Annotated in this window: 19 protein-coding genes; 10 read left to right on the top strand and 9 right to left on the bottom strand. The window is 51.9% G+C overall.

All coding sequences use genetic code 11. The features are described 5' to 3' along the window. The first annotated feature begins 303 nt into the window (after positions 1-303). From J3P35_RS02585 to J3P35_RS02565, 5 genes are read left to right on the top strand one after another with little or no spacing between them, the layout of a single operon-like run. On the top strand, positions 304-1,191 hold the full coding sequence (locus J3P35_RS02585; RefSeq protein ID WP_210462752.1) for an STAS domain-containing protein: 888 nt from the start codon (positions 304-306) through the stop codon (positions 1,189-1,191). Positions 1,192-1,203: 12 nt separating this feature from the next. Continuing rightward, positions 1,204-1,602: an STAS domain-containing protein gene (locus tag J3P35_RS02580; protein WP_210462751.1), complete on the top strand. Its 399-nt coding sequence runs from the start codon at positions 1,204-1,206 to the stop codon at positions 1,600-1,602. Further along, on the top strand, positions 1,586-1,999 hold the full coding sequence (locus tag J3P35_RS02575; RefSeq protein ID WP_210462749.1) for an anti-sigma regulatory factor: 414 nt from the start codon (positions 1,586-1,588) through the stop codon (positions 1,997-1,999). Before J3P35_RS02580 ends, J3P35_RS02575 begins: the two co-directional genes overlap by 17 nt. After that, a complete protein-coding gene (locus tag J3P35_RS02570) occupies positions 1,989-3,032 on the top strand; it encodes an ATP-binding protein (protein WP_210462747.1) in 1,044 nt (347 codons plus the stop codon). Before J3P35_RS02575 ends, J3P35_RS02570 begins: the two co-directional genes overlap by 11 nt. Before the next feature lie 7 nt (positions 3,033-3,039). After that, entirely contained in the window at positions 3,040-4,407 is a 1,368-nt protein-coding gene (locus J3P35_RS02565; RefSeq protein ID WP_210462746.1) for a sensor histidine kinase, read from the top strand. A 62-nt stretch (positions 4,408-4,469) separates the two neighbouring features. On the opposite strand, the gene J3P35_RS02560 is transcribed toward J3P35_RS02565, so the two are convergent. Continuing rightward, on the bottom strand, positions 4,470-4,892 hold the full coding sequence (locus J3P35_RS02560; RefSeq protein ID WP_210462745.1) for a response regulator: 423 nt from the start codon (positions 4,890-4,892) through the stop codon (positions 4,470-4,472). Positions 4,893-5,233: 341 nt separating this feature from the next. Here J3P35_RS02560 and J3P35_RS02555 point away from each other — a divergent pair, with 341 nt between their 5' ends. The 4 genes from J3P35_RS02555 to J3P35_RS02545 all read left to right on the top strand — a co-directional run bounded on the left by J3P35_RS02555 (position 5,234) and on the right by J3P35_RS02545 (position 9,272). Next, positions 5,234-5,638: a hypothetical protein gene (locus tag J3P35_RS02555; protein ID WP_210462744.1), complete on the top strand. Its 405-nt coding sequence runs from the start codon at positions 5,234-5,236 to the stop codon at positions 5,636-5,638. Positions 5,639-6,901: 1,263 nt separating this feature from the next. Further along, entirely contained in the window at positions 6,902-7,030 is a 129-nt protein-coding gene (locus J3P35_RS22080) for a hypothetical protein (RefSeq protein ID WP_262713900.1), read from the top strand. A 331-nt stretch (positions 7,031-7,361) separates the two neighbouring features. After that, complete coding sequence (locus tag J3P35_RS02550) at positions 7,362-7,802, top strand: hypothetical protein (protein ID WP_210462743.1); 441 nt, start codon at positions 7,362-7,364, stop codon at positions 7,800-7,802. A 339-nt stretch (positions 7,803-8,141) separates the two neighbouring features. Further along, positions 8,142-9,272, top strand: a complete 1,131-nt coding sequence (locus J3P35_RS02545) for an alkaline phosphatase D family protein (protein ID WP_210462742.1) — start codon at positions 8,142-8,144, stop codon at positions 9,270-9,272. A gap of 189 nt (positions 9,273-9,461) precedes the next feature. On the opposite strand, the gene J3P35_RS02540 is transcribed toward J3P35_RS02545, so the two are convergent. The 4 genes from J3P35_RS02540 to J3P35_RS02525 form a co-directional block, all read right to left on the bottom strand. Next, on the bottom strand, positions 9,462-9,986 hold the full coding sequence (locus tag J3P35_RS02540) for a GyrI-like domain-containing protein (protein WP_210462741.1): 525 nt from the start codon (positions 9,984-9,986) through the stop codon (positions 9,462-9,464). A 127-nt stretch (positions 9,987-10,113) separates the two neighbouring features. Next, a complete protein-coding gene (locus tag J3P35_RS02535) occupies positions 10,114-11,880 on the bottom strand; it encodes an ABC transporter ATP-binding protein (protein ID WP_210462740.1) in 1,767 nt (588 codons plus the stop codon). A gap of 121 nt (positions 11,881-12,001) precedes the next feature. Next, on the bottom strand, positions 12,002-12,811 hold the full coding sequence (gene truA / locus J3P35_RS02530) for a tRNA pseudouridine(38-40) synthase TruA (RefSeq protein ID WP_210462738.1): 810 nt from the start codon (positions 12,809-12,811) through the stop codon (positions 12,002-12,004). 177 nt (positions 12,812-12,988) lie between these two features. Beyond that, positions 12,989-13,447, bottom strand: a complete 459-nt coding sequence (locus J3P35_RS02525) for a hypothetical protein (RefSeq protein ID WP_210462736.1) — start codon at positions 13,445-13,447, stop codon at positions 12,989-12,991. Positions 13,448-13,722: 275 nt separating this feature from the next. Between J3P35_RS02525 and J3P35_RS02520 the strand changes: the two genes are divergently transcribed. Next, positions 13,723-14,199: a DUF4293 domain-containing protein gene (locus J3P35_RS02520; protein WP_210462734.1), complete on the top strand. Its 477-nt coding sequence runs from the start codon at positions 13,723-13,725 to the stop codon at positions 14,197-14,199. A gap of 168 nt (positions 14,200-14,367) precedes the next feature. Here the strand turns inward: J3P35_RS02520 and J3P35_RS02515 are convergent, their stop codons facing one another. From J3P35_RS02515 to J3P35_RS02500, 4 genes are all read right to left on the bottom strand, one after another. Continuing rightward, positions 14,368-15,054 carry a DUF4476 domain-containing protein gene (locus tag J3P35_RS02515; RefSeq protein WP_210462732.1) on the bottom strand — a complete coding sequence of 229 codons (687 nt, stop codon included), beginning with the start codon at positions 15,052-15,054 and terminating at the stop codon, positions 14,368-14,370. A 150-nt stretch (positions 15,055-15,204) separates the two neighbouring features. Further along, on the bottom strand, positions 15,205-16,374 hold the full coding sequence (locus J3P35_RS02510) for an AIR synthase related protein (RefSeq protein WP_210462730.1): 1,170 nt from the start codon (positions 16,372-16,374) through the stop codon (positions 15,205-15,207). A 424-nt stretch (positions 16,375-16,798) separates the two neighbouring features. Then, positions 16,799-18,727 carry an OmpA family protein gene (locus J3P35_RS02505; protein ID WP_246849915.1) on the bottom strand — a complete coding sequence of 643 codons (1,929 nt, stop codon included), beginning with the start codon at positions 18,725-18,727 and terminating at the stop codon, positions 16,799-16,801. A gap of 15 nt (positions 18,728-18,742) precedes the next feature. Then, on the bottom strand, positions 18,743-19,234 hold the full coding sequence (locus tag J3P35_RS02500) for a hypothetical protein (RefSeq protein ID WP_210462728.1): 492 nt from the start codon (positions 19,232-19,234) through the stop codon (positions 18,743-18,745). Positions 19,235-19,640: the final 406 nt, after the last annotated feature.

Genomic DNA, 19,640 nt, shown 5'->3' with positions numbered 1-19,640 from the left:
AAGCCGATTTTCTAAAACCAGCCCTGAAACAGAAAACCGGTACTCTCACCACTTACTCCCTTTTTAACATTCTGCCTTTTCCCCGCCGTCTTCCCGGCGGGGATTTTTTTTATGCATCCTCATTAAAACCGGACTTCTTTAAAAACAAATTCCTGGCGTACCCGTTTAGCCGCTTTATTTATTACTTTTACCCCAAATTATTACTTTCAACTCAAATGCCTCCCCCATATTAAGGGGCTGTTTTCAGGAAAGAGGCACAAAAACGCAAATTTGTCTTCTTACTCCCTGACAACCCAACCCTTTATGAACAAAGAAAGCGCCGCAGCACTCAAAGGCAAGAAAAAGCAGATCCTGGATACCTGGATGTCCAACCAGACCAAAGATGCCGCCCTCCGCGATGACCTTATGAGCGTAGCTGAGTTGCAGCAGCAATCAGAAGAATTCCTGAACTCCCTGCTGAAAGCCTTTGCCTCATCCCAGGCAGAAAACCCTGATTCAGCAGGCTATGAGCCCATCCACGATATCCTGAGCGAGATTTCCATCTCCCGGGCGCGTCAGGGCTTTTCTCCGCGCGAGACCAGTGCCTATATCCTCAGCCTCAAAGAAGTACTGAGCCAAATGCTGGAAGAGCGTTACAAAGAAGACACAACCGTTTTGTACCGCGAGATCATCTCCATGAATAAAATCATGGACAGCCTGAGCCTGGTAACCACAGAAACCTACATCAAAGGCCGCGAAGAGGTAATCCTGCGCCAGACCAGCGAAATGAGCGAGATCTCCACCCCTGTGATCAGGGTATGGGAAGGCATTCTGGCGTTGCCCATCATCGGCACCCTGGACAGCGCCCGCACCCAGGTGGTGATGGAGGCCCTGCTGGAAGAGATTGTGGCCACCGGCAGCCGTATTGCCATCCTGGATATCTCCGGCGTACCTACCGTTGATTCCCTGGTGGCCCAGCACTTGATCAAAACCGTGAGCGCCGCCAGACTGATGGGTGCCGAGTGCATCATCAGTGGTATCCGCGCCGAGATTGCCCAGACCATTGTGCACCTGGGCATTGACCTTACCAACATCTACACCAAAGCCACGTTGGCCAGCGCCCTGAAGATGTCTTTCTCCATGCTGAACATCCAGGTGTCTAAAGCTGCCCAGAACGGTCAGATAGGGTCTAAACAGAACTTCGGGTTTTAAGGAAACGCTGCCATGGAAAGAATACCTATTTTAAAGATGGGCCCCTTCCTGCTGGTAACCATCCAAGTGGATTTATATGACCGGCTGGCCCTTACCCTGGAGAATGACCTCATCAACATGGTGAGCAAGACCGAAGCCAAGGGTGTATTGATTGATATTTCTGCCGTAAGCATAGTAGACTCCTTCATGGGTCGTATTCTGGGCAATATTGCGTCTATGTCTAAAATCATGGATGCCGCCACTGTGGTGGTAGGCATGCAGCCAGCGGTAGCCATTACGCTGGTAGAACTAGGTCTTACCCTCGCGGGCGTTCACACTGCCTTGGACGTGGAGCAAGGCATGGAACTGTTGCGCAACAAAATTGGCCAAATAGACACCGACGAAGAAGGCCTCTATGATAGTTTTATCTAAGGAGAAGCTGAGCATACAGAAAGAGCAGGACGTAGTTTTGTTCCGGAACCGGATAAAGGAGCTGGCTACTAAAATTGGCATGAGCCTGGTGAACCAGACCAAGTTGATCACGGCAGCCAGTGAATTAGTCCGGAATATGCTGCGCTACGGCGGCGGCGGCATTACCCACCTGGAGATTGTGAGCAAAAACAGCATCCCGGGGGTGCGCCTGGTCTTTGCCGATGAAGGGCCCGGCATAAAAGATGTAACCTTGGCTATGAAAGACGGTTATTCTACCGGAAAGAGTTTAGGACTGGGCTTGCCGGGTGCCAAACGGCTAGTGAATGAATTTGATATCAAAAGCGAACCCGGCAAAGGCACCACAGTCACCATAATACGGTGGAAAAATGGACTTTAATTTTGCTGAACACCATCATTTCCCGCTGGCAGACAGGACCTTCCTGAACATTATCCGGCGCGATATTGCCAAAATTGCCGAGGCCACCGGATTCACCGAAACCGAGGCCGGCCGCGTGAGCCTGGTAATCACGGAAATGGCCACCAACCTGGTAAAGCACGCTGACTCTAAAGGCGGCGAGCTGTTGGTGAAGGCCATCTGTGAGGAAAACGGGAAAACCTGCGGCGTGGAACTGATCTGCCTGGACAACGGTCCCGGTATGAGCGATCCGCAGCGCATGATGGAAGACGGCGTCTCCACGTATGGCAGCATGGGTCAGGGTTTGGGCGCTATCAAACGGCAGTCTGACTTCTTTGACATCTATTCCCAGCGCGGTATTGGCACGGTGATTCTTTCCCGGGTCTACCGGAAAGGTAAAATCCCTAAATCGGCGGCCAGAAGCGAGCAGAAATTCCAGGTGGGCGCGGTACTGGTACCCAAACCCGGCGAGAAAGTAAGCGGCGACGGCTGGGGTCTGCGGCTGTCTCTCCAGGGAGCGCATCTGCTGGTGCTGGACGGGCTGGGCCATGGAGAACATGCCCATGAGGCCGCCCAAAATGCCTTGCAGGCTTTTAAGCAGCAGCCCAAACAAACGCCTTCCGAGATGCTGCGCGGTATTCATGCCCTTATTAAACGCACCCGCGGGGCGGTGGGCGCCATTGCCCAGTGGAACACAGAAACCAATAGCCTGCTGTTTTGCGGCATAGGAAATATTGCCGGACGGGTCATCATGCCAGACAAGTCCAAAAGCCTGCTGTCTTATAACGGCACCCTGGGCATGAGCATGCCTAACACCATCAATGACCAGCACCTCACCTGGGAAAGGGGCAATATCATGATCCTGCACTCAGACGGCCTAAAAAGCCGGTGGGATTTAAGCAAGTACCCGGAACTGACCAGGCATGACCCAACGTTGATTGCAGCAGTACTCTACAAAGACAATACCCGCACCACCGATGACACTTTGGTAGTAGTGGTGCGCGCTACTGATTGAATCTGTTATGGACCAGCCCATCACCACAATAAAGCTGCAGAACGAACTGGATGTTGTACTGGCGTACAAAAGGGCCATGCAGCTTTCTGAGTTCTCGGGGTTACCCGTGGCCTCCCAAACCAAGTTCGCCACGGCTGTTTCTGAGATCTGCCGCAACGTATTGGAACACGTGGGGGAAGGCACCATCAGGTTCAACATGCTGGAAAACCGAGGCATTATGCTGCTGGAGGCCTTTGTGACCGACCGGGGCCGGGGCATCCCTAACGTACAGACCCTGCTGGACCGGCAATACACGCCTCCGGCCGGCGGTAAAGGACAGGGCATCTACAGCTCCCGCAAACTGGTGGACTACTTTTTCCTGGACAGCGATTTTGAGAAAGGCACCCGCGTGCGGCTGCAGAAGCGCATCCCTAGTAACCATCCGCCCATCAACAAAGCCATTATCCAGGGCTGGGCAGACTATTTCAACCATGAATCTGAGATATCTCCTTACGCCGAGATAAAGCGGCAGAATATGCAGCTCATTGAGCTCATGGAGCAGCTGCGGGTGCGCACCATTGAGGCAGAATACCAACTGCGGGAAATCCAGCACCTGAACCAGGAACTACAGACCTCTAACCAGGAGGTAAATGCCCTGTTGCAGGAACGCGAAACCAAAAACCAGCAGCTGGAGAAAGTGAACAAGACCCTGGATGAGTTCGCGCATACTGTAACGCATGACTTAAAAGCGCCGCTCCAGAACATAAAAGGCCTGGCAGATGCCATCACTGATTTTATGGAGGAAGGCAGCATTGAGGAGGCCCAGGCCGTAATGCCCATGATCCAGCTGCAGCTCAAGCGCATGGACCACCTGATCACAGACGTGCTGGCGTATTCCCTAACCGGGCGGCAGCAGATTCAGAAAAAGCCGGTCTCCGTGGGGAAACTGGTGTACAATGTGGTTACTTCCCTCACCGTACCCGAGGGTATTTCTATCTACATCCCAGATAATCTTCCGGTACTGGAGGCCGAGGAGATTTATCTGCAGCAGATTTTCAGCAACCTGCTGAGCAATGCTGTGAAGTACCATGATCTGCCCACCGGTAGCATTTGGGTAAGGGCCTATGAGAGAAACGGATTCTGGGAGTTTGTGGTAGAGGATGATGGCCCCGGCATTCCGGCCGCCGACCAGGAGAAGATCTTTGAACTGTTTGAGACTACCAGTGACGTGAACCACGCCGACAGCACGGGCATTGGCCTTGCCATTGTGCGCAAGATCATGGAAGAGAAAGGCGGCCGCGTATGGGTACAATCAGAAGACCGGGGAACGGCCATGCATTTCACCTGGCCCTTTGAACCAGACACTGTCCGGCAAATAACCGATCACCTGGTCTAAGCCCCATAAAAAGCAAAAGGCGCAGTGATCCTGCGCCTTTTGCTTTTTATGGGGTAGTGAAGTTAGTTTTTCTGGTAATAGTCGGCCATGATTTCTTTGACGTCACTCTCCGTTAAGGCTTTGGAGAAGTGCTTCTTCACAGATTCATAGCCTTTCAGGCGCTCCAGGTCATAGAAACTGGCTGAGGAGGTAAGCATGAGGATGATCATGCTACCGAACTGCGATAAGGCTTGGTTGTGGTACTCGTCCAGAAAGCTGAACCCGTCCATCACCGGCATTTTGATGTCAAGAAAAATGAGGTCTGGGTATGCCTGGCCACTCTGGGCCGAATTCTGCAGATACTCAAGGGCTTCCGCTCCGTTTTTCTTGATCAGGATTTCTTTGGCCACGCCCAACTTGGTTAATAAACGCTTATTCACAAAGTTGGTGGTATCATCATCATCAACCAACATGATCAAATTTAAGGGCTCAAACTGAGTCTTCATGCAAAAGTTTTAAGAGGTAGGTAAGAAAAGGTCCCTTTGTCTTCAACCGCCAAATATAGCAAAACTGTGGTAATTTTTATTTTAACGTAGTTTTTAAAGCCAGAAACCAATGGCTAAACGCAAGGCCCGTTTTCTTGTTCTGCTAAAAATTTCTGCTCCCTGCCCTTTGCCTGGGTTTGTTTAAGCCCTGTTTTTCTGAAAACAGCCCTGCAACCAACTTTAACACAATCTATGGGTATTGCGTATGAGGAAATGGATTGACATCGCGCCTCGTACGTTTTTTCCCTTTGTACAAAGATCCGGATGCACCCGTTTACTCGTACTTATAAATCATTGAGAACATGGCCATTAACTTACAGCAAACCAGTGCCCGCCTGAACTTCTACATGCGCATAAAAGAGCTGGACGTGTACCAGCTTAGTGTGCTTACCAAAACGCCACCAGACGTTGTGGGCTGCATTCTGCAGGGGGAAGATTATTGTATGGATGACCTGGTTACGCTGCTGAAGCAGTTGCCGGACCTGAACTCCAGGTGGGTGATCTACGGGGAGGGAAACGTATTTAAATCTGAGACGAAAGAAGGCGAAGGTGCTTTGCCCACCGGCCTAAAGAAAGACCGTTCTGCTTACTTAGCCGAGATGCAGGCCTTGCTCCACCAACTGGAGGAGATTGACAAACAGAAGCAGCAGCAGAACCACTTAGACCAGCTGCGCAACAGAATAAGGGATCTGACCAAGCATATTTAGGCCCGTTTCTGGCATAGTTTTAGCAGATTAGCTTAAAACTGCACTACTCATGCACGGGAATGGTAGACGGAAGCCTGCTGGCCCCGTTATCTGTTATATCTCTGTAGAGTTGGAAACCAAACAACCCTAAGGCCAGTACTATGCACAAAAGCGTGAGGTATTGCCTAGGTGTTTTAGGGGGTTCTTTGTCTGGCAGGAGGCCGTTCTCCGGACAGGGCCACCACCAATTCCAGAATACCCCAGCCGCAGCTGCCACATACTTATAGGAGAATGCCGGCAGAAGCGCAATCCCAAGCAGCAGAGTTACTGCCAGTATTCGCCCTGTTTTTGATTTCATTTCTACAACTGGAGCTCAAGGCTTAAGATAAACGAGAAGCGCTCAATAATGCCTTGGCCCTGATAATAAATTTTAAGGAAGTAACGTGTTTAGGTAGGGGTAAAACCCTGTAATTCAATCTTTATAGTAGGAGGTATACATATTATGGGACAACACCGAAAACTAGAATTGCCGAAAGAGTTGTACTACTGCAACCGAAACCGATGGGGTTTTGAGTCAACCCACAACCCCCCGCTGGTGCTGCAAGAAACCATGCCACCAGTAGCTCCGCTGGCTGAGATTTATAACTTCTGCGGTTATACCTTCTCAGATAACTAGGAATACTTTAGCAATAGATACCCAAGTACTAGCCGCAGGCCGCTTTCTAGTGCTTGGGCTTTTTGTTGCCTTTTTTTCTGTTTCGCTGTTGAAATCATAACATCTGGGTTCTTCAAAAACCCTAAGAGTGGTTCCTATTTTTTCAAAATACCTCTTCCTGCAGCCATTTCCCGGGTTTTTAATGCACTTTAAGCCACCTTTTGTATTTAAACCGAAGACACATTGTACATTCTAGGGTTTAAACCCTGATTAAACCCACTGCCATAGCCAGGCAATCTCAGTATTTCCCGCCTTTCATGATGCTTCTTTAACCTCTTATGGAAAAAGTCTAAACATTTCTGGATCTAAATGGTTAAAAATTGAGCCAATCACCATATAGCAAGGGTTTTAACAACTATAAAGCATTTGACACTATTTTTAAAATACAATTTGATTCTATCTTTTTTACCGCAACCAGCACCCTGTATTTTAGTATAACTACTCACAAACTCTTGCATGAGGGGAGGTTAGGAGCAATGATGAAAAAACTGAGGCAGGTAAATTTGGAACTAAATAATTTAAAGACGAAAGCCAGAAACATTTTCAGACGCGGATACGAGGATCTAACCATGTTGATTTACTACCATGACTTGAAACAGCAATTTCAGCTCCTGATTGTAAACACCAACAACCTGCTGCTTCTGAAAAGAGAGATCACCCGGGCCGAGGCGTTCAGGATCATGAACACCCGCGCTTAGACTAAACTGTACCCCTATATGGGGCTTGTATATAATAGATAGGGCGCAAGCCAAGCATAAACGAAAGGACCAGCCGTAGAAAGCTGGTCCTTCTTTTTTGTGTCTGCTTTCGCGTCTTTAAAGTCCTTTACAACTTTATACAGGGTACAAGAATTTAGGCCAATGTTGAAGCATCCCCCTTTGTGACTATTCATAGATGTTTCTACCACCTGATAGGTGTTTTTTTCAACATTTCGTTTAACTCTGCTTTTCTCTAAACCCCTTCAATTAACTTTATCATGAAATAAATACATCTATAAATTCATTATTATTTAATCCCCTTCCACACTTCATGAAAAAGCTTTTAGCGGCACTAGCGTTCTGCAGCATGTCTTCTATTACTTTAGCCCAGGACTTTGGCAAAATGCTCATTTCAGGATCTGCGAGCTTCTCCACAAACAAATCTGAGAACGTAGTTACTTATGGTGAGATGAGAAGTACCCGGTTTGCCATCAGTCCAAGCGTTGGATTTTTTGTAAACCCTAAAATAGCCGTAGGCGCCTATGGCAGCTATTCTTTGAACTCCGCCCCCTTTACTTTAGGCCAGTCTAGTTCTGGAGAGTACCCTATTATAGAAAATAAAATTTCCGCCTACAGTTTTGGATCATTTGCCCGCGCCTACCAGCCCATTGGCACCAAGGTCGCTTTCTTTGGGCAATTAAGTGCCTTTTATACCCGTTCTAAAACAGAATACGATGAGGGGGAGCTCTCCTCTTCTCTTCATTTCTATTAGACATCCTCTAAGGGAGGCGGCGTAACCCTTTCTCCAGGTTTTGTGTTTTTCCCTTCCAATTCCATAGGGCTGGAATGTCTTCTAGGGAGTATTGCTTACTCTAGAATGACATCACAGATTGAAAAGCCGGTTTCCTCCACTGTAAACAACGCCTTTGATGTTAACATAGGGTTGAGAGGCTTATCCTTGGGCATCTCCTTATATCTGGGTCTAACTACCGCTGAGTAAACAGCATATCTTTATATAGCACAAAAGCCACAGCCTGCCTGTGGCTTTTGTGTTTACCACCTCACCTAAGCCGATTGCATCCTGGCTCCTGCCTCTGCCGTACCCTTGCGTATGCACCACCTTAGAGACTGGCTCCTTTTTTCACTGTTGCTTTCCCTTTTCTCCTGCACCTCGGCAGACACGGAGCGGGGTTTAGAGACCCTGCCGCTGGTTAACAGCCAAACGCCGCTAACAGCCATTGCGCTGGGTTCCTGTAACTCCCAGGACCGCGAGCAGCCGCTGTGGCGTGAGATCCTCAAGAACGAACCGCAGCTCTGGGTCTGGCTGGGCGACAACATCTACGGCGACACCGATGACATGCGTGTTTTGAAGGCAAAATACGAAAAACAGCTCCAAAACGAGGATTACCAAAAGCTAATGCAGACAGTGCCGGTGATTGGTATCTGGGATGACCATGATTACGGTCGCAACAACGCCGGCAAAGAATACAAACACAAAAGCCAAAGCGCCCAATTGTTCTGGGATTTCCTGGATGAGCCCCTGCAGAGCCCGCGCCGGAAACAGAAAGGCGTGTACAGCGCCCACACCTACGGCCCGCCGGGCCAGCAAATCAAAATCATTCTCCTGGACGGCCGCTACCACCGCGACTCATTGCAAGGCCAGGAACCCGCTTACCAGAACAACCTTAAAGGCGACATGCTGGGAGAAACGCAGTGGCGATGGCTGGAGAAGGAGCTCAGAAACAGCAAGGCCCAGTTTCACCTCATCGGGACGGGCCTGCAGATCATCGCCAACGACCACGGCTATGAACGTTGGGGCAACTTCCCCAAGTCCAGGGAGCGGCTGTTCAACCTCATTGCCCAAACCAAAGCGCCCAACGTGATCCTGCTATCCGGGGACCGGCACTTCGCCGAGCTTTCCAAGATCTCGTGGCCCGGCGTGCCTTACCCCATCTATGACTTCACCTCCAGCGGCCTCACCCACAGTTGGATGGGCGGACTGGTGAATGAACCCAACCGTTATCGCGTAGGGCAGATGCATGACAGACTCAACTTCGGGGTGATGCGCTTCCACTGGGAACAGACCATTGCCGCGGTGGACTTTGAGATCAGGGGCCGGGATAACGAACTGCACCAACTGGTGAAGGTGGAATATGCGCTGCCCAAAACATCAACGGCAGCATCCGCGGCCAAACCACCTATTCTGCAGGAAGGCCAGAAGGCCAAGGTCCTGCACAAGTAAACCTCTCATCTCCTGAGATTCTCAGCATAAGATGATGTCGTAACGAGGAGAAAACCGAAAGACTTCTCACAAAGCAATTGAACGCGGCTCCACCGGCTTAAAAGCAAAAGCGCCTCAGGAAAGATTCCTGAGGCGCCTTGCGGTTACGTTTTAAGGCCGTTTTCCTAAAACCGGCCTTAAAACGGTTATTTACTTTTGGGCCAGAGCCACCTCAATCACGGCGGGCTTTCCCTCGGGGAAACGTTCCACGTAGAACTCCTGCAGGGTGAGCTTCTGCTCTTCGGCGTAGTCAAAAAGGTTACTGTAGATGCGCCTGGGGGCGATGGTGATGTTGGCGTCTACTTCGCCCCGAAGGATTTGCCGGCCGGCGGGAACCACCCTATAAGTGAATCCGGAGGGTAAAGCAGCACTGGAATCCTTCACGGCTACCCCGATAAAGGCTTTCAGGGTTTTGGATTCCTTGCCGGGGTTGTTGTAATAGATGCCCGCGAAATCACCGGAGAGTTGCTTCTGCTCCACGGCTTTGCCTACCTGCTGATAGATCTGGCCCAGCTCCTCAGAATCGGTGGAGCCTTCATAATACCTGCCGGCCACGATCACCGCGGAGGACGTTGTCCGGGACACCTTCACCTCGGCAAAGCCGCCCATATAAGTATACACTACCAGTCCCAGACCGATGATCACCGCCAAGACAATCAAAAACTTTTTACCCATCTGTATATCTATTCTCTTTGCACCGTTTAAGGCAAGGCAAAGGTAAGGCTCAACCGCAAACCAGGCACCAGGTAAAAACCCGTTTAAGAGCCGATTTTCTAAAAACAGCCCTAAACGGGTTTTCCCTTTACACGAAGTTCTTGTACTGCATCTCGTGGAGCTGGGCGTAGTACCCACCCGACTGGATCAATTCTTCGTGGCGGCCGCTTTCCTTGATCTCGCCGCGGTCCAGCACAATAATGTTATCGGCTTTCTGGATGGTAGAGAGGCGGTGGGCGATCACGATGGAGGTACGGCCCTCCATGAGCTGCGCGATGGCGAACTGGATCAGCTCCTCGGTTTCAGAGTCCACGCTGGAGGTGGCCTCGTCCAGGATGATGATTTTGGGGTTGTACACCATGGCGCGCACAAACGAGATTAGCTGTCGTTGCCCCACGGAGAGCGTGGCGCCGCGCTCCATCACGTTGTAGTGCAGACCGCCGGGCAGGCGTTCAATGAACCTGTCGGCGCCCACCAAACGGGCGGCCTCCCACATCTGGGCCTCGGTAATGTCTTTGTTGCCCAAGCTGATGTTATCGGCAATGGTGCCGGAGAAAAGGAACACATCCTGCAGCACCACGCCAATCTGGCGGCGCAGCAAGTCCAGGTCGTACTCTCTAATATCAGTGCCATCAACCCTGATAGTGCCTTTGTTGATCTCGTAGAAGCGGCTGAGCAGGTTGATGATGGACGTCTTACCCGCCCCCGTGGCACCCACCAGCGCCACTGTCTGTCCTGCGTACACATCAAAGGAGACGCCGCGCAGCACCCAGTTCTCGTCATTATAGGCGAACCAGACATTCTCAAATTGCACGTCGCCGTTCACTTCCTCGGGCGCGTGGGTACCCGAGTCAGAGATCATTTCCTCGCTTTCCAGCAGCCGCATGATCCGCTCAGAGCTCACCACGCCCAGTTGCAGCGTGTTGAACCTATCGGCGATCTGCCGAATGGGCCTAAAGAACATAGCAATGTACATGATGAAGGCGATGAGCGAGCCCAGCGTCACGGTATCCTGGATCACGCCTTTGGCCCCGTACCACACCAACAAGCCCGTTCCGGCCGCCCCGATGACCTCGGCCACCGGGAAGTAGATAGAGTAGTACAGCACCGATTTAATGTTGGCGCGGGTGTGTTCTTTGTTGATGGCCTGGAACTTCTTCATCTCGCGCTCCTCGTTGTTGAAGATCTGCACCACCATCATGCCCGTGAGGTGCTCCTGCACAAAGGCGTTGAGTTTGGCCACCGCGCCGCGCACCTCCTGGAATGAGGCCTTCACCTTTTCCTTAAAAATATAGGTACTGATGATAAGCAGCGGGAACATGGAAAGACTCACCAACGTGAGTTTCCAGTCAATCCAGAACATGTAAGCCAGGATGAAGAGCAGTTGCAGCACATCGCCAATCATGGCCGCCAAACCTTCGGAGAATACATCGGACAAGGTTTCCACGTCGCTCACGTTACGCGTCACCAACGTTCCTATGGGCGTGCGGTCATAGAACTTGAGCCGCAGCTTGAGGATGTGCTCATACAGCTTCACCCGGATGTCGCGCACCACGTACTGGCCCAACCAACCGGCAAAGTAGGTATGGAAGTACGAGACCGCCGTGTGGGCCACCAGCAGCACAATGAGCCAGATGAACATGCGGTTCACCCCTTGCCAGTTGTACTGCAGAATCTGCTTGTCCACCATCTCCTGGATGAGGAACGGACGGATGGTGGCCAGGATCGCCGAGGCCACAGTTAAAAAAATCACCAGATAGAACACCTTCTGGTACGGTTTCACAAACCGGAATATCTTGCGCAGGACTTCCCAGTCAAATGCGCTTCCGGTCTTGCTGCCTCCTATTTCACTCATTAGATCAATTGCTGGTTAAGTCTGAACCCGGTAATGCCGGGACCAGAACGTAAAAGTAAGGTAAGCCTCTCTGCATTTAGGCCTTGGTTTCTTAAAAGAAAGCGTAAAACAGGAGGTTTGGTTACGAGGATGGTTCCTCTGTTCTCACCTGTGCGGCAAGGACTTCCTCAAAGAGTACCCGCTGTTGGGCAAAATAGTTCTCCGGATATTCCACCCGGTGCAGAAACAGCCCCTCGGCAGGGGCGGCACCACTAGCTAGAGACCGGTCCTGGCGCTGGATCAGGTCCCGAAACTGAGCCACGGTGAGCTTGCCTTTGCCCACGTCCAGCAAGGTTCCTACCACCAATCGTACCATGCCGCGCAGAAAACGGTTGGCTTTGATGGTGAAGATTAGTTGCGGTCCGTGCTCCTGCCAGAAAGCCTGGGTGATGGTGCAGCGGTAGTGCTTGGTGTCGCCTTTCACTTTGGAGAAGGTGGTAAAATCCTCCAGTTGCAGCAAGACCTGCGCCGCCTCGTTCATTAGGGCAACGTCTGGTCTGCGGGAAAGATGATAGGCGTGCCGCACCAGAAAGGGATTTTTATCCAGGGTGATGCGGTATTCGTACGTGCGGCTGGTGGCATCAAAACGCGTGTGCGCCTCGGGGCCTACCGGCAGCACCTGACCTACGGAGATATCGGGGGGCAGAATGCGGTTGAGCCTGTGCTGGATTTCGGCTGGTTTGTAGGCCTGCGGCAAGTCCACGTGCACCCATTGCTGGGTCGCGTGCACGCCGGTATCGGTGCGGCCGCTGCCTATGGTCTCCACCTGGGGTAACCTGAAAACCGTGCGCAGGCAGTTATCCAGCACCTCCTGCACCGTGAGCGCATTAGGCTGTATCTGCCAACCGTGGAACCTGGTGCCGTCATACGCCACTTCTAAAAAATACCGCATGGCGCAAAGATACGCAATTACCGGGTGAGTCTCAGGCTCTGGCGCACTACCCCAAAACGGTCGGTTCTGTTTAGAGGCCGTTTTCTGAAAAACAGCCTCTACACAGCCTTATGCCTTCCGCCGGGAAACACCCGGAAAAAAAATCAGCCTCTGGAGAAGAGGCCGATTAGCTAGTATTTAGAACGGATTGGCGAAGGAGTTGCCCGTGGGCGAATTTCTATCTGCCTGCCAGGCGGCCTGACGGGCATCGCGTTGGCGCTCGTACTTGGTTTGCAGGGCTTGTCTTTCCTGCTCGTAGTCATTCTTCAGGTGGGCCATCTCCTGCTCATAAGAACCGGTGGTATTGCCGGCCTTGGTGAGGCGGTCATTCAGGCGGTGTTGCTTCCGGTTGTATTCCTCTTTGAGGTTCACCTGGTCACGCTCATACTTGGCTTTGGCCTTAGCTGAGGCCTGCTGGTATTTCTCGTCTTTGCGGGCTGCCTTGGCCAGTAACTTGGCTCGCTTCTTCTCGGCTTTGGCAGATTGCTTGTCTCTGATCCCTGTTGAATACTTAGTCCCGGCAAGTTCTACTGCCGATGCTGTTCCCCCGCTTACTAACAGCAACCCTACTAAACTGAATACCGCAAGTCTTTTCATGATTCCAAGATTTTTATATAACTGGCTTTACAACGTTCATGCCAACCAGAGCAAGTTAACCGCTTTGGCCAGACCAAAAAATCTTTTCTTTGCACACCTGTGTGTGGAAAACCACCTTTCAGCGGTGGAATACCTCTTCAACCAACTAATCCTCAGAACCTTAATTTCCACATTTTTCCCCCTCATCCCTAACCTAAAGGATTGGTCTGGGGCGGGTATCTTGTTAAGCAAGATTTATGTAGTTTTGTAAAAGATTTAGAAACCAATAAATAACTATGATTCAGAGAATCCAGAGCGTTTTCCTGTTTTTGATTGTAATTGCCATGGTGGCCTTGTTTTTCCTGCCTATCTGGGCTAAAACTAATCCGGCTAACAACCAGGAGTACGCCTTAACCGCTTTTTCCTTAGGTCCTGTGAACGGCGCTGCCGATGCCGCCTCTACCAACACTATTTTCATCGCTATTCTGGCCGGGGCTGCTGCCCTTATTGCCCTTTATGAGATTTTCCAGTACAAGAGTCGCCTGACCCAGATGAAACTGGGCTTGCTGAACTCCCTGGTAATGGCCGCTCTCATGGGCTGTGCCTTCTACTTCTCCTCTTATGTGGGCGAGGATATGATCAAAACTAATACCCAGGGCGAGTACCTCTCTGGTTTCTACCTGCCGGCTTTTGGGTTGCTCATGAACGTACTGGCCAACCGTTTCATAAAACGTGACGAGGACCTGGTGCGCTCTATGGACCGCCTGCGGTAAATCATACGGCTTAGGCTTAAAAACAGAAAGGCCCTGCTTCTAGAAGCAGGGCCTTTCTGTTTGGGGCCTTTTGATAATTAGCTAAGGTGTTCTGGCGGAGGAAACCCGCCCCTATCCCTCCAAGGAGGGGAATCTTCTCCTTATGTATTTTCCATAACCCAGTTTAGCTTACCGTTTGTACAGGAAGTCCTGCAACTCACGGCGGTTACTGCTGAACTCCAGGGCATCAAAAACGCGGCTGAAGCGTTGGCGGTCGCAGACGTAGTCATAGGCGAATTTTGCCAGCGCTACCCTTCGGTCCTCAAAAGAGATGGCTTTCATGAGCAGGTAGAGGTCTTCGGTCATAATGCCGCCAACCAGTTTTATCTCGCCCTTGGCGATTTCCAGCCGTCGGTCATCAAATCCTTCGTCCTTCATGAACCGGAGCACCCGGTCCACATCCTGCTGGTCCATCACGTACTGGCAGGCCACATTTCCGCTGGCGGGTGGCAAAGGACGGGAATAAGGCACATCCTCCACTTTGCGCAGCACCAGCGGGAAAGTACGGCCCGGCACGGTAGGCACCAACGTATACACGCTTTCATAACCACTGGCCAGGATGACCTCGGCGGTGATGTTCTGGGCCCGGCGGCCTCTGCCCAGCACCCGCAGATGCAGGATATGCCGGCCCGCCGGCAACTCGCCCACGGCTACCCTGGGCGCCGGAGACGGATTGATCAAGCGGCCGCCAATGGTGAGTTGGAAATATTCGCCGCGCTGGGTTTCCACCAGAAGGGCGGCGTCTAGGGCTGGCTGCGCCTGCACTAACTGTATCAGGCACAGCATGAGTACACTCAGGATGTAAAAACGTTTCATAAGAGTAGTGGCTAACTGCTAAGTAGGTGCTAACCCAATATTGTGCCAAACCTATATAGCTACAAAAGCCCTTTCTGTTTAGAGACTGTTTTCAGCAAACAAGCCCCTAAACAGAAAGGACTTTTATTTTCATCCTCCTGCTCTTATCGGTTATCCCTGGTAGTAAAACTGGCCGTAGGGGCTCTTGATGGTGAGTTCGTTTTTCTCGCTGGCCTCTACCCGCCCAATGATCTGCGCGTCCAGGTTGAAGGACTGACTGATGCTGATGAGGTCCTGCGCGATGGCCTCGGGCACGTACAGCTCCAGGCGGTGGCCCATGTTGAAGACCTTGTACATCTCCTGCCAGCTGGTGTTGCTCTGCTCCTGGATCAGCCTGAACAGCGGCGGCACCGGCAACAGATTGTCTTTGATGATATGGACTTTCTCTGTGAAGTGCAACACCTTGGTCTGCGCCCCGCCACTGCAATGCACCATGCCGTGCAGCTGTGAGCGGTAGTCTTTCAGAATGGCCTGCACCAGCGGCGCGTAGGTCCTGGTAGGCGACAGTACCAATTTGCCCACAGTTAAGCCCGTTTCCTCATTGATATCCGTCAGTTTGCAGTTACCGGAGTACACCAGGTCAGAAGGCACAGCGGGGTCAAAGCTCTCTGGGTAGTTCTGGGCCAGGTAATTGGCGAACACATCGTGGCGGGCCGAGGTAAGGCCGTTGCTGCCCATGCCACCGTTGTACTCACTCTCGTAAGTCGTCTGTCCGTAAGAAGCGAAGCCTACAATCACATCGCCGGGTTGGATGGTATGGTTAGAGATCACATCTGAGCGCTTCATGCGGGCCGTCACGGTGCTGTCCACGATAATGGTGCGCACCAGGTCACCCACATCGGCAGTCTCACCGCCGGTGCTGTAGATGCCAATGCCGTTGTCGCGGAGCATCTGCAGGACTTCCTCGGTACCGTTGATGATGGCGGCAATCACCTCACCGGGCACCAGGTTCTTGTTTCTGCCTATGGTGGAAGACAGCAGGATATTGTCGGTGGCGCCCACGCAGAGCAGGTCATCGGTGTTCATCACGATGGCGTCCTGCGCGATGCCTTTCCAGACGGAGAGGTCGCCAGTCTCACGCCAGTACAGGTAGGCCAGGGCAGATTTGGTCCCGGCGCCGTCGGCGTGCATGATGTTGCAGAACTCGGGGTCACCCACCAGCAGATCCGGAATGATTTTGCAGAACGCTTTGGGGAACAAGCCTTTGTCAATGTTCTTGATGGCGTTGTGCACATCTTCTTTGGAGGCGGACACGCCGCGTTGCAGATACCGGTTTTCCATGGCGGGAAAGATAATTTAGAAGCCGTTTAGGGCCAGATTTCACAAAAACAGCCCCAAAACGAGGAGCCGCCATTTGCTGGGCAAAAATAAGAAAGCCTCCCGGTTATGAGAGGCTTTTCTTTTGGTATTTCAAAATGAGCATTAGTTTACACCGTGCTTTACTCCGCTATCGCTGGCGCGAGCCTCCGGCTCGTGTCCGCACGTATTTTAAAATTACAACTTCCCTTCTGCTGTCATTTTGGAAAGATCTTGTGGGCGAACTAGAAAAACGTTGACATAATCGCTTCTACAGCTTGCTCACAAGATCTTTCCAAGTTTACAAGAGAGGGTCATTGTTTCATCTGAAATGCTTGTTTTCAGGAATGCGTGCGGACACGAGCCGGAGGCTCGCGCCAGCGTTCAGCAGAAGTCTCGCTTTACTTTGTTACGGAGCGGGCTCGTCAATACGGGTCACCTTGAACTCGGTGCGGCGGTTGCGCTGGTGCTGGGCCTCGGTTTTGGCGTTGCGCACCACTGGTCTTGACTCACCGTAACCGCGGGCGGTGATCCGTTTACGGTCTATGCCTTTGGAGATGATGTAATCTACCGCGCTCTGGGCCCGGCGCTGCGACAGGTCCTGGTTGTAGATGTCCACGCCGCGGCTATCGGTGTGCGAGCTCAGCTCAATGGTGATGGTGGGGTTATCCACCAGGGTCTGCACCAATTTATCCAGTTCCACAGCCGCATCCGGACGGATATTGGCTTTGTCGTAGTCGTAGAAGATATTCTCCACCACAATGGCTTTGTTCTTCACTATTTTAGCAAGCGTGAGCGTGGTGGTGAGCCGGATGTCGGTGACTGGTTTGGTCAGCTGGCTCTGCGGCGGGGTTTTGCCCTGCGTGATCACCGAGTTCCGGGCCGCAAAGTAGCCAGTTCGCTCCGCGATGACCGAATACACGCTGGCCGTATCCAGTTTGAAGGTGAAGTTACCGCTGGCATCTGAGGTGGCTTCGGCTACTTTCTGGCCCTGGGCGTTCTGCAGCGTTACCCGCGTGCCCAGCATGGGGGTGGTAGAGTTAGTTTTCTCGTTGCGCTCCAAAACTTTTCCGTCTACGAAGAAGTTGACCAGCTTGGGTTGCCGTTTCGTGAAAGAGTACAGGTCATCGCCGCCCAATCCGCCGGAACGGTTAGAGGCGAAAAAGCCTTGGTCTTTGCCAGTAATAAGGATGGAGAAATCATCGCCCACTGAGTTGATGGGCGTACCCATGTTGATGATGGAATCGCCATTGATCCGGAAGACATCCAGTCCGCCCAGCCCAGGGTGACCGTCTGAGGCAATGTACAGGGTTCCCTCTTGCGCTACGTACGGGAAGGACTCATTGCCCGGTGTGTTGATGGTAGGCCCCAGGTTTTCGGGTCGGGAGAAACGGCCGCCTTCGTCTAGAACGGTTTTCCAAATGTCGCGTCCGCCCTGGCCACCGCGGCGGTCAGAGGAAAAATAAAGGGTGCGGCCATCGGGTGCAAATGCCGGGGATGAATCCCAGGCTACCGGATCATTGAAACTGGCGGCGCGGGGCTCAGACCACTCTCCGGTTTTATATTGCGAGATGTAGAGGTCTACGTTGGCGCTGCCGTTCTTTTTGCCGGTGTTGCCCCGCGCGAAGATCATGGTGCGACCCTCGTTGGTGAAAGCCGGGGAAGCGTCATGCACCTCGGGGGCGTTGAGCTGAGCCGAGAAAGGTCTTACCGGAGCGGCCGTGTTGCCGGTATCAGCCACGGGCACTACGTACAGGTTCAGGAAGCCCTCGCCGTTGCCTTTGTATTTGGCTTCTTCGCGGGAAGAGGAGAAAATGACCTCGTTGTTCAGGATGATGGGCGAGAACTCAGAGGCGGCCGTGTTGGCGGCGGGCACTGGCCGTACAATCTTGTAAGTGGGCGTATTCACGATGCTGGCCACCTCTTTGAGGTTCTCCACCTCTCTTTGGGCCAGCCGGATGAGCGTCTTGTTAGAAGCCACGGCCAGGTAATTCTGCAGCTGCGAGGCCGCTTCCTCGTATTTGCCGTTGGCCTTCAACGCCATGCCGTAGCGGAACATAGTCTCCTCGGTTTTACGGGCATCCAGGGCGGCTTTGTAGTATTGCTCAGCCTGCGACAGACGGTTAGACAAACGATATGCCTCAGCCAGCTTGAAATTGACCTCGGCCCCCGTGCGGCCTTTCTTCAAAGCAGCCTGGTAGTGGTCAATAGCCAACTGGTACTCCTCTTTCCCGAAGTTCTTGTTGCCTTTCTGCACGGAGCTTTTGAAGGGCCCGCAAGCCGCCACCGCCAAAGACAAGGCCACTCCCATTACAAGCGTTCTGTTCTGTCGCATCATGTGCATTCCTACGCGTTATTGGCCCTGGAAATACCGAGCCAGCCAAGTATCTTTTGCCGGTTTGGGCCACTGCTCCTGGAGCGCCCCCACCGTTGGAATCAATGTATCGAAATAAAGCGAATCAGGCGATAAAGCTCCTGCCGCCACCTCGGCTTTTATTCTGGCCAGGGGAAGCGTCCGCACACCACCTTCCTGCCTGAAAGCCAGCTGGGTACGGTCAAATAATTGAACGTTGAATTCCTGCTCTAATTGCCTTAAAAAGGCGACTGATTTATCTATGGAACACCCACTGGCCGAGGCCACTTCTTCATTGGTAGCCAGAAACAGGAAATGGTGTTCCTTTATGCTGAAAGATGCCTGTAAATCGCGGCCGTGACTGCTCCACTCCGTTACGAAATCCTGGAGCAGCCCGTTCATGCGCGCCTCCTCCCCTTCGGTCAGCGGACGGTTGATCTGGTACACCCACACCCGGCTATACGGCGGTAATTGCTCAAAAGGAACGTACATTTTTTGTAATATGCTAATTATAAATAGACACAGTTAGATACAAGTATCGCGTATCATGTATCAGGACTGTGCATTGTTGTTTTCAAGCCAATTTTCTGGAAATAGACCTGAAAAGCTTTTCTCTTTCTGCAACCACCTCGTTACAGTGTAACGAGGCTACATTTCCGGCCTGTAGCGACGTTACACTGTAACGTCGTATGCCATGCCCATAGCCTAATAGCTATATCGCGGTAAAACCCTACCGCAAGTTTGTAACTTGCGCTTCTACCTTCTTTGGTACTCACGCAAGTTGAAAACTTGCGACAAGAATAGCTCCAAGTTAGAAACTTGAAGCAGGGTATACTATTTCAAGCCTGTTTTCTGAAAAACGGCCTTATATCGCTTCTGCTCTTCTCCTAAAGTAGTG

The organism is Rufibacter roseolus, from assembly GCF_017916365.1.
Lineage (GTDB): Bacteria > Bacteroidota > Bacteroidia > Cytophagales > Hymenobacteraceae > Nibribacter > Nibribacter roseolus.
The sequence above is the reverse complement of the archived record's forward strand: the minus strand, read 5'-3'. Positions and strand labels throughout refer to the sequence as shown.